Source organism: Streptomyces sp. NPDC093510 (assembly GCF_040683555.1).
In the GTDB taxonomy this organism is placed as follows: Bacteria; Actinomycetota; Actinomycetes; order Streptomycetales; family Streptomycetaceae; genus Streptomyces.
On sequence record NZ_JBFBEE010000001.1, the window covers coordinates 308,223 to 323,696 of the forward strand.

General features: G+C 70.3%; 15 protein-coding genes and 1 pseudogene. 9 read left to right on the forward strand and 7 right to left on the reverse strand.

From position 1 onward, the window contains the following. Nucleotides 1-55: 55 nt before the first annotated feature. Both AB0N81_RS01210 and AB0N81_RS01215 read right to left on the reverse strand, forming a co-directional pair. Nucleotides 56-1,375, reverse strand: a complete 1,320-nt coding sequence (locus AB0N81_RS01210; RefSeq protein WP_365354530.1) for a UDP-glucose/GDP-mannose dehydrogenase family protein — start codon at nucleotides 1,373-1,375, stop codon at nucleotides 56-58. A 56-nt stretch (nucleotides 1,376-1,431) separates the two neighbouring features. Then, on the reverse strand, nucleotides 1,432-1,563 hold the full coding sequence (locus AB0N81_RS01215; protein ID WP_365354531.1) for a hypothetical protein: 132 nt from the start codon (nucleotides 1,561-1,563) through the stop codon (nucleotides 1,432-1,434). A gap of 145 nt (nucleotides 1,564-1,708) precedes the next feature. Here AB0N81_RS01215 and AB0N81_RS01220 point away from each other — a divergent pair, with 145 nt between their 5' ends. Next, nucleotides 1,709-3,106 (forward strand): sporulation protein, encoded by a 1,398-nt coding sequence (locus AB0N81_RS01220; RefSeq protein ID WP_365354533.1) that lies wholly within the window; start codon nucleotides 1,709-1,711, stop codon nucleotides 3,104-3,106. Nucleotides 3,107-3,417: 311 nt separating this feature from the next. Here the strand turns inward: AB0N81_RS01220 and AB0N81_RS01225 are convergent, their stop codons facing one another. Then, entirely contained in the window at nucleotides 3,418-3,609 is a 192-nt protein-coding gene (locus tag AB0N81_RS01225; protein WP_365354535.1) for a hypothetical protein, read from the reverse strand. A gap of 132 nt (nucleotides 3,610-3,741) precedes the next feature. Continuing rightward, nucleotides 3,742-6,372, reverse strand: a complete 2,631-nt coding sequence (locus AB0N81_RS01230; protein WP_365354536.1) for a helix-turn-helix domain-containing protein — start codon at nucleotides 6,370-6,372, stop codon at nucleotides 3,742-3,744. Nucleotides 6,373-6,496: 124 nt separating this feature from the next. On the opposite strand from AB0N81_RS01230, the gene AB0N81_RS01235 reads away from it, so the two are divergent. Then, nucleotides 6,497-6,694, forward strand: a complete 198-nt coding sequence (locus AB0N81_RS01235) for a hypothetical protein (RefSeq protein ID WP_365354538.1) — start codon at nucleotides 6,497-6,499, stop codon at nucleotides 6,692-6,694. Between the two features lie 68 nt (nucleotides 6,695-6,762). Here AB0N81_RS01235 and AB0N81_RS01240 read toward each other — a convergent pair whose 3' ends face one another. Together AB0N81_RS01240 and AB0N81_RS01245 are read right to left on the reverse strand one after the other, a co-directional pair. Continuing rightward, on the reverse strand, nucleotides 6,763-7,845 hold the full coding sequence (locus AB0N81_RS01240) for a transposase (protein WP_365354539.1): 1,083 nt from the start codon (nucleotides 7,843-7,845) through the stop codon (nucleotides 6,763-6,765). Nucleotides 7,846-8,054: 209 nt separating this feature from the next. Continuing rightward, nucleotides 8,055-8,363, reverse strand: coding sequence for a transposase (locus AB0N81_RS01245; protein ID WP_365354541.1), 309 nt, complete (start codon nucleotides 8,361-8,363; stop codon nucleotides 8,055-8,057). A 204-nt stretch (nucleotides 8,364-8,567) separates the two neighbouring features. Here AB0N81_RS01245 and AB0N81_RS01250 point away from each other — a divergent pair. The 3 genes and pseudogenes from AB0N81_RS01250 (at nucleotide 8,568) to AB0N81_RS01260 (ending at nucleotide 10,672) form a co-directional block, all read left to right on the forward strand. Then, nucleotides 8,568-9,403 (forward strand): annotated as a pseudogene (locus AB0N81_RS01250) (helix-turn-helix domain-containing protein). A gap of 82 nt (nucleotides 9,404-9,485) precedes the next feature. Then, nucleotides 9,486-9,956: a cupin domain-containing protein gene (locus tag AB0N81_RS01255; protein ID WP_365354542.1), complete on the forward strand. Its 471-nt coding sequence runs from the start codon at nucleotides 9,486-9,488 to the stop codon at nucleotides 9,954-9,956. Continuing rightward, on the forward strand, nucleotides 9,953-10,672 hold the full coding sequence (locus AB0N81_RS01260; protein WP_365354544.1) for an SGNH/GDSL hydrolase family protein: 720 nt from the start codon (nucleotides 9,953-9,955) through the stop codon (nucleotides 10,670-10,672). The genes AB0N81_RS01255 and AB0N81_RS01260 overlap by 4 nt, the downstream gene beginning before the upstream one ends. 525 nt (nucleotides 10,673-11,197) lie before the next feature. Here the strand turns inward: AB0N81_RS01260 and AB0N81_RS01265 are convergent. After that, nucleotides 11,198-13,357, reverse strand: a complete 2,160-nt coding sequence (locus tag AB0N81_RS01265) for an NACHT domain-containing protein (protein WP_365354546.1) — start codon at nucleotides 13,355-13,357, stop codon at nucleotides 11,198-11,200. A gap of 218 nt (nucleotides 13,358-13,575) precedes the next feature. On the opposite strand from AB0N81_RS01265, the gene AB0N81_RS01270 reads away from it, so the two are divergent. From AB0N81_RS01270 to AB0N81_RS01285, 4 genes are all read left to right on the forward strand, one after another. Further along, nucleotides 13,576-14,109 (forward strand): FAD-dependent monooxygenase, encoded by a 534-nt coding sequence (locus tag AB0N81_RS01270; protein ID WP_365354547.1) that lies wholly within the window; start codon nucleotides 13,576-13,578, stop codon nucleotides 14,107-14,109. Beyond that, the gene (locus AB0N81_RS01275; protein WP_365354834.1) at nucleotides 14,075-14,173 is read left to right on the forward strand and encodes a hypothetical protein; all 99 of its coding nucleotides are present in this window, start codon (nucleotides 14,075-14,077) and stop codon (nucleotides 14,171-14,173) included. Before AB0N81_RS01270 ends, AB0N81_RS01275 begins: the two co-directional genes overlap by 35 nt. Before the next feature lie 76 nt (nucleotides 14,174-14,249). Then, nucleotides 14,250-14,978 carry a hypothetical protein gene (locus tag AB0N81_RS01280; RefSeq protein ID WP_365354548.1) on the forward strand — a complete coding sequence of 243 codons (729 nt, stop codon included), beginning with the start codon at nucleotides 14,250-14,252 and terminating at the stop codon, nucleotides 14,976-14,978. Further along, nucleotides 14,975-15,439: a hypothetical protein gene (locus tag AB0N81_RS01285; RefSeq protein WP_365354550.1), complete on the forward strand. Its 465-nt coding sequence runs from the start codon at nucleotides 14,975-14,977 to the stop codon at nucleotides 15,437-15,439. The genes AB0N81_RS01280 and AB0N81_RS01285 overlap by 4 nt, the downstream gene beginning before the upstream one ends. The last annotated feature ends 35 nt before the right edge of the window (nucleotides 15,440-15,474 follow it).

Genomic DNA, 15,474 nt, shown 5'->3' on the forward strand with positions numbered 1-15,474 from the left:
GTGAGCGGCACGCGGAGCCCACCGCGTTTCCCTCGCCGGTCGCCGGCCCCGGATGTCAGGGGCGGCCGAGGGCCCTGTAGGTCCATCCGGCCTCGCGCCAGGCGGAGGCATCGAGGGTGCCCCGGCCGTCGATCACTGTCGGCCGTCCTGCCCGGATGGCGAGTGGGCCCGGGTCGACGTCGCTGAACTGCGGCCACTCGGTGAGGTGCAGCAGCAGGTCGGTGTCCTGGACGGCGGCACCGGCATCGTCGATGCAGTCGAGCTCGGGGTGTGCCTTGCGGGCGTTGTCCAGAGCCTTGGGGTCGGTGACCGTGACGGCGGCGCCGAGCTCGTGGAGCCTGTGGGCGACGGCGAGGGCCGGGGAGTCCCGGATGTCGTCGGTGCCGGGCTTGAAGGCGGCGCCCCAAACGGTGATCCTCCTGCCGCCGACGTCGCCGCCGCACTGGTCGAGGGCGAGGTCGACCATGCGCTTGCGGATACGGGTGTTGATCGCGTCGGCCTCACGGAGGAGCGTCAGGGCCTGACCGACGCCGAGTTCACCCGCGCGGGCCATGAAGCCCCGGATGTCCTTGGGCAGGCAGCCGCCCCCGAAGCCGAGGCCGGGGCGCATGCCGCCGCGTCCGATGCGGGCGTCATGACCGAGGATGTCGGCGAGCTCGCCGACATCGGCGCCGGAGGCCTCACAGACTTCGGCCATCGCGTTGATGAAGGAGATCTTCACGGCGAGGAAGGCGTTCGCCGAGGACTTCGCGAGTTCGGCGGTGGCCCAGTCGGTGACGACGGTCGGTGTCCCGGACCCGATGATCTTCTCGAAGCACTGCCGCAGCACGGCCTCGGCCCGGGAATGCTCGGCGTCGAAACCCAGGACGAGCCGGTCGGGGCGGAGGGTGTCCTCGACAGCGAAGGCCTCCCGCAGGAACTCCGGGCTCCAGGCGACTTCGACGGTGTCCCCGGCGGGCGCGTGTGCGTGCAGGAGGTCCCGGACCTGGGGCGCCGTGCCGACCGGGACGGTGGACTTGACCGTGACCACGGCCGGATCGCGGAGCCGGGCGGCGAGTTGACGGACGGCGGAGAACAGGTGGGAGAGGTCGTAGGCGTTCCCGCCGGGCCGCTGCGGCGTGCCGACGGCGATGAAGTGCAGGTCGGCGAAGGCGGCGGCCTCCGCATAGGACGCGGTGAACCTCAGCCGGCCACTGGCCGTGTGGTGGGCCAGGAGGTCGTCGAGGTCTCGTTCGAAGAACGGGGCCCTGCCGGAGTTGAGGACGTGGACCTTGTCCATGTCGGCGTCCATGCCCAGGACTTCGTGGCCGAGTTCGGCCATGCAGGCGGCGTGGGTGGCGCCGAGGTGGCCGCAGCCGATGACGGTGAGTTTCACGAGCGTGTCCTTCCGGATGGGGGCCGCCGCCGTCCGGCGGCCCGTGGAGGAGGTGGTCAGGCGGGCCGGGCGGCCTCCGTGGAGGAGGTGGTCAGGCGGGCCGGGCGGCCGGACAGCGAGTCAGGTGGCGCCTTGGCGCCGGAGACCACCGGAAGGAGATCCGTTCCGGCGACGGCCTGGGCTCTCATCACAGCCGCCCGACGAGGTCGCGGGGAGGGCTCGCAGGGGGGCTCACAACTCGCGAAGGCGGTTCGCGGTCCGCCGGGGAGGAATATCGTCGGTGCCCCGACACGCGGAACACGTGAGTCACGCTCACCGGCAAGGGGGCAGGCCGTGGCATCGACCACCCGCCGGACCCGTCCGCCCAACGTGGACCTGGCCCGGCTCATCGAGGGCTGCGGCGCGAGCCACAAGTCCCTGGCCCACCGCGTCAACCAGCTCGCCCGCACGGCCGGGTTGGAGACGGACTACTCACACACGTCCGTCGCGAACTGGTGCCGCCGTGGAATGACCCCGAAGTGGCCGGTGCCGCAGCTACTGGCCCAGGCCATCGGCGAGAGGCTCGGGCGGCTGGTCGGCCTCTCCGAGATCGGGATGGGCGAGGCGGAGACGATCGACGCGGATGTGGGGTTGGATTTCCCCAGAGATCCCGCCGACGCCGTCCGCGTCGCCACTTCGTTCTGGAGCTCCGTGAACCGCCGCGACTTCCTCGCCCGAGCCGGATCCGGTTTCGCCGTGTCCGCGTTCACCACTCCGGTCACCCGCTGGCTGGTCGCCCCCTGCGATGAGGCCGCCGACCACCGGGGCGGCGGGAAGGTCGGCCGGGCCGACCTGGACGAACTGCGCGAGGCCGCCGACGACGCCCGCCGCTGGGACTCCAAATACGGCGGCGGGAGCTGGAAGGCCAACTCCGTCACCGCCTGTCTCGAACACCGGGCGACCCCGCTGCTGGAGGGCAGCTTCTCCGACGAGATCGGCCGGGAACTCTTCTCCGTGACCGCTGAACTGTCGCGCCTGGCGGGCTGGACCGCGTTCGACGTCGGCGAGCACGAACCCGCCCAGCGGCACTTCATCCAGGCTCTTCGCCTCGCCCGCGCCGGCGGCGACGTACAGCTGGGCTGTTACGTGCTGACCACCATGGCCATGCAGACGCTGATGCGGGGCTTCGCCTCCGAGGCCGTGGACATGGCCCAAGGCGCCTTCAACCGGGCCGAGGGCCGGGCGGCCCCGAGGGTGCTGGCCTTCACCAGACTCATCGAGGCCCGCGCTCACGCCCGCGCGAACGACGCCCGGGCCGCTTCCCGTGCTCTCGCCTCGTCCGAGGACCTGCTGGGCCGGGCCGGTGCCGACAGCGGCGACGAGCCCGGCTGGATCGACTTCTACCACCATGCCCGTCTCTCGGCGGACGCCTCCGAGATCTTCCGTGACCTGAGGAACCCCACGGCGGCCCTGGCCTGGAACCAGCAGGCCGCCGCGATGCCACCCGGTGTCTTCACCCGCTCCGTCGGCATGCGGCTCGCCATTGTCGGGACCGCCCATCTCCAGGCCCGCGATCTGGACCACGGTCTCGAACTGGGCAACCGGTCCGTCGAGATCCTGGCCCGCGTCCGGTCCAGCCGGGCCAAGGACTACGTCCGCGAGTTCAGCACGGCCCTCGCCCCTTGGCGGCGCGAGCCCGCCGTGCGCGCTTTCCTCCACCGCACCCGCACCGAACTCGGCGTCGGCGCCTGAGAGCGCGCGGGTCTCCCGCGAGGACGGGCCGCGCCCTCCTTCACGCCCCCAGGAGGCGGGAGAGTCCGTAGTCGAAGCGCTCGTCGGCCGTCGCCCATTCGGCTCAGTGCCGTTGGTGGTGATGTTGAGCGTCGTCTCGGGCCTGGGGCGGGTTGTGACGTCGATTAAACGGACCGCGTATCCGCGGTTCAAGCGGCTGATCACCGCGCATGAGCTGCGTCTGTTCGTGAGCACAGGGCCTGCAGTCGAAGCGGCGCCCGGAGCCACCTCTTATGGCTTCGGGCGCCGCTTTTCGTTGGTGCTGTGCGAGGTCAGGCGCCGGCGGCCAGGCTGAGCGTCTGCCCGACCTGGCGCCGACGGTGCTCGTGGGCCTGGTCCAGGTTGGGGCGCAGCTGCTCGGCGACAGTGCCCGGGTCGGTGTCGGGGACGGTCAGGACGGGGTGGCCGGCGTCGAGGATGCGCCGGTAGGTCCCGCGGTATTCGTCGCTGCCGTCCGCGATCAACGCGGCGGCTCCCGGGACTTGGCCGCGGCGGTGGCGCACTCCTCGGCCCTGTTCTCGTACAGCTACGGCCAATGGACATGTAGCACTGCGTGAGGGGGTGCCGGTAAGAACCGCGTCACCGATCCTGCTGGCTTATTCGTAGCCAGCAGGATCGTCACCAGCCGCAATGACGGCGTCCTCTACGACGTGGCTGGCGGTATCTGTCGTCTGAACAGGGCGAACACTGATGGGTTGCCATGGAGGTGTCGGTGTACCGTCCGGCTCCAGACCGTACGGCCACATCCTTTGTAGGGCCTCCTGAATCTCGATGCTGTGGTGGCTGGCGTGGATGCCGCCGTGGTCGGCGGTCTGCCGGATGAGGCGTTGCCGGTCTGCGGCCTCCTCTCGCATCTCAGCCAGGCGGACCAGGGCGTTGGTGCCGCCTTGGGCGGCGGCCTGTCGGGCCAGGGCTTCGGCGCCTTCCCGGTCCCCGGTCGCCTCTTGCATCTCGGCCAGGACGGTTAGGGCACGAGTGTCGCCGAGGTCGGCGGCCTGCCGGGCCAGGGCTTCGGCACCCTCCCGGTCACCGCCCGCCCGCCGCATGAGGACCAGGCGGAGCAGTGCGTCGGTGTCGCCATCGTTGGCGGCCTGCCAGAGAAGGCGTTCCATGCCTTCCCGGTCCCCAGCCTTCTCCCGCATTGCCGCCAGGAGGACCAAGGCGTTGGTATCGCCCTGATCGGCGGCCTGCCGATAGAGAGCTTCGGCGTCCTGCAAGTCCCCGGCCGCCTCCCGCCGGAAGGCCAGGCGGTGCAGAGCACCGGTGTCGCCATAGTCGGCGGCTTGGCGGGCCAGGGCCTCTGCGCCCTCCCGGTCACCGGCCTCCTCTCGCATTTCGGCCATGGTGGTCAGGGCGTTGGTGCCGCCTTGGGCGGCGGCCTGTCGGGCCAGGGCTTCGGCGCCTTCCCGGTCCCCGGTCGCCTCTTGCATCTCGGCCAGGACGGTTAGGGCACGAGTGTCGCCGAGGTCGGCGGCCTGCCGGGCCAGGGCTTCGGCACCCTCCCGGTCACCGCCCGCCCGCCGCATGGAGACCAGGTGGAGCAGTGCGTCGGTGTCGCCATCGTTGGCGGCCTGCCAGAGAAGGCGTTCCATGCCTTCCCGGTCCCCAGCCTTCTCCCGCATCCAGGCCGGTCGGATCGGGGCGTCGAGGTCGGCGGCTTGTTGGAGGAGGCGTTCCATACTTTCCCGGTCCCCAGCCTTGCCCCGCGTTGCCGCCAGGAGGACCAAGGCGTTGAAGCCGCTGCGGTCGCGGGCGCGGAGGCGGAGATGCTGGGCCCATTGCAAGCGGTACCGGTTTTCTGCGGCCAAGGCGAGGTTTTTGAGGTCGTCGGGGTCGGTGAGGTGGGTGTGGGCGTCGTGCCAGAAGGAGGCAGGCGGGCACAGATGCCTGCGGCTGGTGCGGCCGTGCTGTTCGAGGTAGTCGGCGAGTCGGTAAATCGGTCCCGCGGTTATCGGGGCCGGGTCGTGGCCAGCGGGGGGCGGGGCGGGAGGTCGTCGCTGGGTGCGGGGGTTGGTGCGGCGCAAGGGGGCCTGTTTGCCGTGGACGAGGGTGGCGAGTTCGGCGAAGGCCTGCTCGGCCCAGTCGTCGGTGAGCTGGTCGTAGTCGGTGTCGGTGAGGTAGTCGGCGGCGGCCCCGGTGAGGAAGGCCTGCGGGAGGTGGAGGCCGACACCGAGGCGGCGGGCATCCATCGCCACTTCCAGCACCGCTGCGGCGGCCGGGGTCGCATGCCGGTAGCGGTTGAGGAGTTCGGGGGCACCGGCGAGGTCCTGGGTGATGCGCCCGTCTGCGCCCGCACGGCTGAGGACGTCGGCCAGAAGCCGGTCTCCACCCTCCGCTAGAGCGGTTGCGGCGGCCAACTCCGGAGCATCGAACGTCTCGGGCACGGTCAGTACGCGGCCGGCCAGCAACTCCCGCACCCGGCTGTGCGGATCCTTCTTCTTATCCTGCGCGGGCAGGGCCGTGTACCGGGTGGCGTACTCGGGCCAGAGCGTGCCCAGTACCAGGACTGGCCCGCGCTCCGCAGTCATCAGCAGCTGGTGCACGGCTGCCGCGATCCGCTCGCCCGCCGCGCGGTCGCCGAGGTAGTGCTGGGCCTCGTTCAGCCACACCACGGTGCGCGGCGCGACACGAGGCAGGTCCTCCAGGGCGTCCTGGGCGCGGGTCGGGTCGAAGGGATGCCACAGCCGCCACCCCTCCGCCGCGAGTGGCTGCACGGCCTCCCAGCACGCCCGCGTCTTGCCCGTCGAGGAACCGCCCACCAACACCACAGCCCGGCTCCGGCCGGCTGCGGCATCTTCGACCAGCCCGGCCAGTACCCGGTCATGCTCACGCCGCACATACCCAGGCATCGCCCGGGCCCCCGACCCTCCGGGCCCGGAGGCAGTGCCACCGGGCCCGGCCGGGTGGACCTCCAGGTCGTGCGGATCCCACTCACCGATCGAACGTCCCGGCACCGACCGCACCCCACCCCCGGTGCCCTCGACCGCGCTCCGCTGCAACTCCAGCAGCTCCTCCACCGGCAACTGCAGCGCACGGGCCAGGGCTGCCACCGTATGGGGCGAGGGCGGGGGCTTCGCCGACGAGAGTGCCTCCGACACCGTCGTACGCCCCAGCACGGCACGCTTGGCGAGATCCGTCTGGTTCAGCCGCGTGTGGGCCATCCCGGCCCTCAGCCTCTCCCGCAGCCTGGTCAGCGCCGGATCCTGGTCGTTGTACTCATCGTGCACGGTGTGTGCCCCCCCCGGACCGTGGTGTTCGCTGGTGTTCATCTTCCTCCCGGCGAACCCCGGCGAACACGGTTTCCGCGACCTTCGACCACGTCAACGCCCCAACACGTACCGGGAGATAGCCGTGACCGTCACCGTCGTCCTGCTCACCACCACATTCGTGACCCTCGTCGCGCTGCTGGCCGCCGCCGGCGCGGGCAAGCTCGCCCGCATGGACAACGCCAGCTACCCCACGGCCCTCACCCGCGCCGCCACCACCTTCGCCACAGTCATCACCCTCGCCGCCGTCGTAGCCGGCACCCTCACTGCACTCCTCACCTGACGACCAACCCCACTCAGCCGCAACGTGCCCCCGTTTGCGGCTGGGGACGATCCTGCTGGCATATTCGGTCACGCGGTGAGGGAGAGGTCGAGGCGGGCAAGGTGGCTGACGCGGGTGCGGTCGAGCGGGTGGCCGTTCCACCAGGCATCGAGGCGAATGAGGTTGAGCGCAACGACGGAGAAGACGTGTTCCAGGTGGGTCTTCTGGAGACCGAGGTAGCGGGCACGTCTCATGCTGGTGACCGCGACGGCCTGGTGGATGGTTCCCTCGATGCCCGCGCGGGTTCCGTACTTTGCTCGCCACTGCTCGTCGCCCTGTTGGAGGCGGGCATGGTCGAGGACTTCTTGCATCTCGCAGGGTTGCAGGGAGAGGGTCCGGCCGCCGGTCTTGGAACGTGTGCACTGGTCACGCATCGGGCAAGGTCGACACGTCTCTTTGTCGAACTTGATGACGATGGCCTTGGTACCGCGCAGGGTGGCGGGGCTCCACCAGGTGCTGGTGTCCCCGCGTGGGCAGATGGCCTGCCGGTTGTCCCAGTCGATGGTGAACGCGGTGCGGTCGAACCCGGCCCCGGCACGTGCCTGGGGTGAGCTGTTCAGAAGGACCGGGGTGACCAGGGTGACCCCGAAATTCTTCTTTATGCCCACGATCAACTCGGCGGACGCGTAGCCGGAATCGAGGAAATGCTCGGCGGGCAGAAGATCGCGGGCGGCGAGCATGTGATGGACCGGTCCGGTCATTTCCGCATCGGTCACCGTGGCGTCGGTGGTCGCGATGCCGGTGATCAAGCGCGGCGGCGATCCGTCGGCTCCGGGGACCATCGCCTGGCCGGTGGCCGGGTCCTGCACGTCGGTTTCGTCGCAGGACTCACTGATATGGACCTTGTAGCCGGTCCACCAGGATGTTTGAGGCCGTAGCGCGCGTCCGTGTCGTACGGAGAAGCCAGCCGCAGCCTGCCGGGCGGGCGGGAGGTCTTTGCTCTCCCGCCGCTTCACCTCTGCCCCGGCCTCGCTCACAGCGCGGTGGTAGTTCTGCACCCACATCATGCGCAGGACCTGCACCGCCGGGAGCTCACGCAGCCAGGCCGGCGCGTCACGGGCATGCACCGCCTCCAGCAACACGAACCCGGCCCGGCCGTAAACCCGGGCCATCTCCTCGCGCTTACTTGTGGAAGCCGGCGGATGCCAGGAGTGAATCCGAGGGCCGTAGCGTTCGGCCGTTCCCGAACGGGCACCTCCTGGGCCAGCCAGTCCGGGGCCGCGCAGGCCAGCGCCTCCAGCGCGGCCCGCAGCGTCTCCCCAGCCAGCTCCAGCCTGTTCAGATCGCGCACCGCCGCCAGAACGCGGGTGGAGTCGGTGCGCTACCTGCCTCCCGCCTTCACCAGGCCCCGGTCCTTGAGCGCGGTCAGCAGCAGGTCGGCGTATTTCAAGTCCATGCCGTACCGCACCCGATGCGCTGCCGCCCGGTCGGTGAGGTTCTCGGCGAACTGCAACACCGTGACCAGCGCGAGCTGGCCCGGTGACCAGCCTGGCCGTCCTCTGGCTTCGAACGCCTCGGCGAACTCGGCGTCCGCGAACAACTCGCCCAACTCGTCACGGGCCCGCATCGCCAACGGATACGGGCCCCGTGCCGCCACCGCCCGCGCCACCTGCGCGGTCAGCTCAGGCACCTTCGGCCACTGCCTCGGCTGCATCGACATCCCACACCCCACCCGCGACCGGGGACGCCAAGACGGCCGCTGCTGTTCTGACCAACGAACCACCAGCCCCGCTGGCACGGAATAAGCCAGCAGGATCGTCACCAGCCGCAAACGGTGGTGATCAGTCCCTGGACTGTGATCTTCCTGGGCCGGGCGGCTCGTACACTGACGAAAATGGAGGACCACACGGTCACCGAGATCGGTGCACGTCCGGCGCCTGTCTTGCGGGAGTACGTCGACTCGTATGTCGGCTTCGACCTCCGCGGGCTCCCGACGGGGGTGCACTGCGGCCCGCCGAGCCGCGCGCTCACTGCGGTGATCAGCCTGTCAGATCCTTTGGAGGTGGCGGCGGGCGTTGACGACGGGTCACCGGTCACCCGATTCGGCAGCGTGGCCGGCGGTCTGATGTGCCGGTCCGTCGCGATCCACCACGACGGACGCCAGCAAGGTGTTCAGGTATCGCTGACACCGCTCGGGGCCCGGGCCATCTACGGCATGCCGTCCGCCGAGCTCGCCCACCGGCTGGTCCCACTTGACGAGCTTCTCGGAGCGCTTGCCGTCGAGCTGGTCGACCGGCTCCGATCGGCGACAACATGGGCGACGCGGTTCACCGCGCTGGACGAATTGCTCCTCCGAGCTGTCGGCCGTGGCGCCTGCGGCGACCATGTGCGTCGGATGCGCCCCGAGGTGGCCGAGGCATGGCGCCGCCTCGTCGCCGCGCGGGGTTGCGTCCAGGTCGGTGCGGTCGCCGCGGAACTCGGCTGGAGCCGTCGGTACCTCACCGAGCGGTTTCGCGGTGAGGTGGCCTGTCACCGAAGACCTTCGCCCGAGTCTTGCGCTTCGAGCACGCGCACGAACTGGCGGCGGCACAGGACCCGCCCCCGTGGGGCGATGTGGCAACCGTCTCCGGCTATGCCGACCAGGCCCATCTCGTTCGGGACTGGCGCGAGTTCACGGGCCGAACGCCGACGGCCTGGCGCCGCAGCGAAGTCCTCCTCGGAGCCGGGTAGCAGCCAACCGTCCGCCCTCCGCGTCGGCTTCTCTTCCCATTTCTTCAAGACCGCCCGATCGCTGTCGTGGACGATCGTCGGCATGAGACTCGTCAACCACGAACGCAATGCCATGGACCTGCGGACCACCCCCGTGCACCTCGGACTGGGGTCGAGAGCGAAACCCGTCGAGGGTTTCACCTGGGACCCGGAGGTGCTCCAGGCCTACAGCGCCGCGGTCGCGGCAGACGGCGCCGAGGGCCGGATGGTGATGATCTTCGACGGCGACGGGCTCGGCGACCATTGGGAGAGCCACCCTGCAGGCGACGAACTGGTCGTTTGTCTCAGCGGGTCCGTGACGGTCACCCGCGACGTGGACGGGGTGCCCGACCGCGTTCTGCTCGGGCCGGGCGAGGCCACCATCAACCCGGCCGGGGTATGGCACGTGGTCGACACGGAGGGGCCGACGTCCATCCTGGCCATCACTGCGACCCTCGGCACCGACCACCGTGCTCGGACCGACACCCGCCCGACCGAACGCGTCGGCACGCCCAGCCCGGAGGAAGCGCCGTGACGACACGCATCGCGTGCCTCGGCGACAGCCTCACCCGCGCGCAGTTCAGCGTCGACTACCTGGATCGTCTCGGACGACGCCACCCTCCCGGTGACATGCAGCTTGCCCGTTTCGGCGCCAACGGCGACTTCGCCTACAACCTCTTGCAGCGCCTCGATGCCGTCGTCACGAACCCACCCGATGTGATCACCGTGTTGATCGGGACCAACGACGCCCGAGCGAGCCTTGCCGGCTACCCCGTCGAGCAGGCCATGAAGCGCAAACAGCTCCCCGAGCGCCCGTCGGCCGGCTGGTTCCAACAGTGCCTGGGAGCCGTCGTCGCACGGCTGCGAGCGGAGACCGACGCCACGATCGGTCTGCTGTCGCTACCGGTACTCGGCCAACAACTCGACGGAGCAGCGGCACAGGCATCGCAGGCGTACAGCCGGATGATCGCCGAGGTCGCCGCCACCAACGAGGTGGCCTACCTTCCGCTCCACGAACGCCAGATCGAGGAACTGCGCCAGGCGGACCCGCCGCCGATTTCATACCGGGAGGCGACGCCCGCAGCGACCGTCGGCGTCCTCGTCCAGCACGCAGTGCTGCGCCGCAGCCTCGACGCGATCTCGCGGCGGCGAGGTCTCGTGCTCACGACCGACCACATCCACCAGAACAGCCGCGGCGCCACCCTAGTCGCTGCGGTCATCGAAGCCGGTCTGCTGGCCCAGAGCGCGTAGCTGGTTCCGGCGCCCGGCCAGCCGGATGCCATCTACCGCGCAGAGGTGGCATGGCTTCGGGCAGCGGCTCGATGCCGATAGGTGAGACGCCATGTGCTGCTCGTCCGAGGAGCGGGACAAAAGCGCTGGCTACGGGCGCAGCTACAGCCAGGTGGCGTATAGCACTGCGTAATGCTCAGGGCTGCGGTGAGAGATGTCGCAGTAAATGCCGGCTTTACTGCGACGGAGCCCCTACTACCGGTAGCGGCCACCCAGGCGAACTCACCCTCGACGGGCTGCGCGCCAAGGTGACCCGGATCGTCGGCACCGACTTCGGCATGCGTGACCCGAGCCGGCTCTCCCGGTTCGGCAACGCCACCCGCCAGGCCGCCGAGAACGCGATGCCTGCGTGCACCAAGGTTGGCGAAGGCACGGGCGAGGTCGCAGGCTCGGGTGGTGTCCGGGCAGGCGAGCAGGACCTGAAGAGGGCTGAACTGGCCTTGTGCCTCGGTGAAGCGGGCGGTCAGGTATTTTCTGCACGGTCTTTCACGGGCGGGGTGGGGGAAGGGGGCGGGTGGCGAGGTGGTCCTGGAGTTCACGATGCCGGAACTGCCACGCTGTCCCCGCTACGCGCAGGATGCCGAGCTGGTAGCAGGCATCGAGGAAGCGGCCCAGTCGCCACGTCAGCTTCTTGCGGGTGTGCAGGAGGAGCGCGAAATACCGCAGGGCTGCCAAGCCGCCCGCGGCCGGGATACAGAATACGAAGGCCCCGATCGCGAATCCCAAGGCACACAACATCAAAGCGGCGGGCTCCCGCGGCCCGAGCCCGTACGCGAACCCGTACGCGAGCGTGCCTACGAGCACGAGCACGAGCCCGGACCCGAGCCCTGTCACGGGTCCGAACACGACCCCGGCGGTGAGGTCCATGCGGATGAGATCGCGCGGAGCGACTCCCGCTCCCTCCTTCTTGGTCATGAGTCCGCGTGCGAGCCCGAACACAGGCCCGAACGTGAGCCCGAACATGAGGCCGACCACGAGGCCCTCATCGAGCGTGTCTTCGCTGTAGGACAAAGTCACGAACAGTACGAAGGTGATCACGAAACCGATCACGAAGCCCATCGCGAAGCCGAGCGTGAGGGCGCGTCTTCCAGCGTGGGTGCGAAGACGGCCAAGGTCGATCCGTCGTGGCTTGGGCCATGCTGGGCGGTACATCACCGCAAGGCAGACGAGGAGCGCGCACATCGCTGCCGGTATGTGGATGTCAGCTTGCGGCAGTGCGAGGTAAAGAGCCGGGAAGAGTAGCGCTGCGGCCAGGATGCGTTCGGTCCACCGTGTCCGGTGCGTCCCGGCCAGGGGCCACAGTTCGTGGAGGGCCAGGTCGGTACTGCTCAGAGTGCGGCCTGCGACGCTGCGTGGCGGGCCACCCTCAGTTCCGGCGTTGCCGTTGAGGTAGCGAGCGAGGACTGCCAGGCGGCGCCAGGTGGCGTCGGCATCCAGCCGCGGACGGCTGTCGGTGCCCGACGGCCGAGGGATGTCGTCCGTCCCACGGTGGGGTGCGGCCACCGCGGCGCCGATGTACCGGTCCAGGAGGTACTCATACAGATGCCCGCCGGTGGCCAGTGCGAGCAGATCGGCGGGGTCACGCAGGTATCGCCCATCGGTGGTGCGTTCCTCGAAGACGGTGGCGGCCAGGGTCAATCGCCAGGGCGTGTCCAGCATGCCGGCCAGCCGCGCGTGTTCCGGTTGCACGGTGCCGGCCGGGCCGGCCGCCGCCACCGCGGCGAGGGCGGAAAGGACCGGTCGCCAGCGGGCCCGGCCCCGCTCCGTGCCGGCGACGCGTTGCCGAAGGTATCTGTGGGCGCGGGACGCGTCGACGCGGGCCAAGGCGAGGCGTGCCACGATTCGGGGTTCGGTCTCGGCGTCGACCAGGGCCTGGTAGTGGGCGTGTCGGCAGGTCAGGACGACCGGGCAGTGTGTGCCGCCGGTCTCGAATTGTTCTATGCAGCGGAGGAGGGCGGCAGCGCGTGAGGTGTAGCCGGGGGCGGTGCCGGTATCCATTTCGTCCAGACCGTCGATCACCGGCAGAACAAGATCGGCGTCCACGAGGCGGGCGGCTTCGCGAGGGGCAAGACGGTAGGCGTCGGTGAGATGTGCCCGTAGCCAGTCACGGACTCCGCTGCCGGGCCAGGATGCCGCAGTCAGCCGTACCGGCACCGGCTCGTGAGGGGCACGGTCCTTGGCCAGGCCCAGGATCAGAGTCAGGGCGAGCACAGTCTTGCCTGTCCCCGCGTCACCGCCGGCCTGCCCGTCCGGGCCGGCGGCGGGTGTGCCGGTGATGACCATCCGCCCCGGCCGCAGGCCCCGGTAATAATCGGCGATCTCCTCCAAGGTCCCATCGGGCTGTGTGCCGCTCACCCCGGTGGCCCTCGCCGTGAACGCGAGATCGATCCGCCCGTCCGGCGCCGCGAGCCCGCTGCCCAGCATCTGCCGGTACTGCGCCCCCTCCGCCCGCACCACCGATCTGGCGAATTCCTCCGCGATCACCGATGCCGTGCGCTGGGCCCGCAGCGCCCGCACCCCCGCCCATACCCCCCAACCCGCGAGAACCGCACCCACCAGACCCGGAAGGACGGCCAGCAGCCCAGCGGGGTCGGAATCCCCCTGTGCCTGCGGTAGCGCATCCACCGTCCACCACAGCCCGGCCAAGCACACCACAACGCTGAACACCACCGCCGAGACTCCCCCGGCACGCCCCCGACGCCTCATCAACCCATCCTGCCCCATCCGGATCAGCAACGTGCGTGTGAGGCAACGGAGTTGACCAGAAGCGAACAGGGTCGGCGAGCAACCACCTTCGGGCGACGGCCACCGAATAGCGCACTCCCAGAACACTGCCTCTTCACCAGTAGTACCGCAGGGGCCGCGTGCTCCTCGCGGGCGACGCGGCGCCCATGCACTACCCGGCCGGAGGCGTGGGCCTCAACTTCGGCATCCAGGACGCCACGAACCTCGGCTGGAAACTGGCCACCACAGTGGCAGGCACCGCCCCCCGCCGGCTCCTGGACAGTTACCACGCCGAACGCCACCCGGTCGGCGCCGACCTGCTGCTCAGCACCCGCGCCCAGACGGCACTGATGAACGCCTACTCGGCGGCGTGGCCGGGACCTGCGCGCACTCCTGAGCCAACTCATCGCCACCGCGCCCGAGTTCTCCCGACGCCTGGCCGAACGGCTCTCCGCACTGGTCGTCGCCCACCCGGGCCCCGCTCACCACCACCCCCTGACCGTCACCGCGCACCCAACCTCGAACTCTCCGACAGCAGGGCCCTCTTTACGCTGCTCCGGACCGGCCGCCACGTCCTGCTGCACTTCACCGGCCCACCGGCACCCCGGCACCCCGGCACCGCCCTCCACCCCCCACCTCATCCGCCCCGACGGCCACGTCGCCTGGGCGAGTGAACAGCCCGACGCCGAAGTTCTGCGGGCCGAGGCGCACGCGGCGGTCTCCGCGACTCACCGCTGACAAGACCGCCGAGTCCCACCGAGCGGCCGTCCCGGATGCGGGCGTGACAGTTGAAGGCAGCCCCTAAGGTGTGTCGATGCAGCTCGTCCCTCCGCCGCGGATACCGGCGAACGAAGTCCGGCCCGGACGCCACTGGTATGTCACGGCGGCCGCGATCGCCGTCGTGCTGACCGTGCTGGGCGTGCTGGGCGTGGGCTTCGGCGTGTACCGGTTCAGCGGCGCGGTCGACGCGGTGGGCGCGGTGGACACCGGCCACCGGTTCGCCGACGGTGACACCGTCACGCTGCGGCTGGAGCAGGGGAGCGACAAAGCGATCTGGATCAAGGACCGGGGCCCGTCGCCGGCCCAGGAGTGCCGCATCTCCGGGCCGGGCGACCCCCGTCTCACCGATCCGGGAATCGACGTGTTCCTCACCCGTGACGAGACCTGGAACCCGCTCCACACCATCGACGTGCCGCGAAGGGGCGACTACGAGATCACCTGCTCGTCCAAGGGACCGTCCCGGTACGCCATCGGGGGCACCGAAGGCCATCTCACGCTGGTGGGCGGGCTGATGACGGCCGCCCTGCTCCCGCTCCTCGGCATCGGCGTCGGCATCGGCATCGGCGTCTGCACCGCCATCGTCATCGTCACCGCGGTCCGCCGCCACGCCCATCGCAAGCGGCTGCTCGCCGAACGCGACCGCCACGGTTCCACGGGGGACGGCGGTGACGGCAGTAACGGCAGTAACGGCAGCGACGGCAGCGACAGCCCCGCGCTCGCAGGGCCGCCGGACCCGGCTCATCGAAAGCTTGTGTCTCTGTGATGCGCGCCCGGGTCCTGCCGATGCTGCCGGCGCTCTGCGGCGCACTCCTCGCCATGGGGCCGGCCGCCAGCGGGTCCCCCGCCGCATCCGTGGTCTCCCTGCCGGCTTTCATGCTGCTCGCAGGCGTGAACTCGCCCCTGGTCTTCCCGAAGTCGACCGGCGCGCTCGACGCACAGCGCCGCAGCGCGGTCGACGGCCGACCGGTCATCTACTGGCGGCCCGGTTGCAAGTACTGCATACGACTGCGCATACGGCTGGGCCGCACCGCCCACCGCGCGCACTGGGTCGACATCTGGCGCGCCCCCGCCGGAGCCGCGGTGGTGCGGGCGGCCGACGACGGCAACGAGACCATGCCGACCGTCATCCTGGCGGGCCATCCGCGGACCAACCCCGATGCCGCATGGGTGCGCGAGCAACTGCCCCCTCCCCTACACCATCACGGCCCCCGTCAACAGCCTTGACACCACTCGCCACTTGCCTCCCTACTAGACCTTGC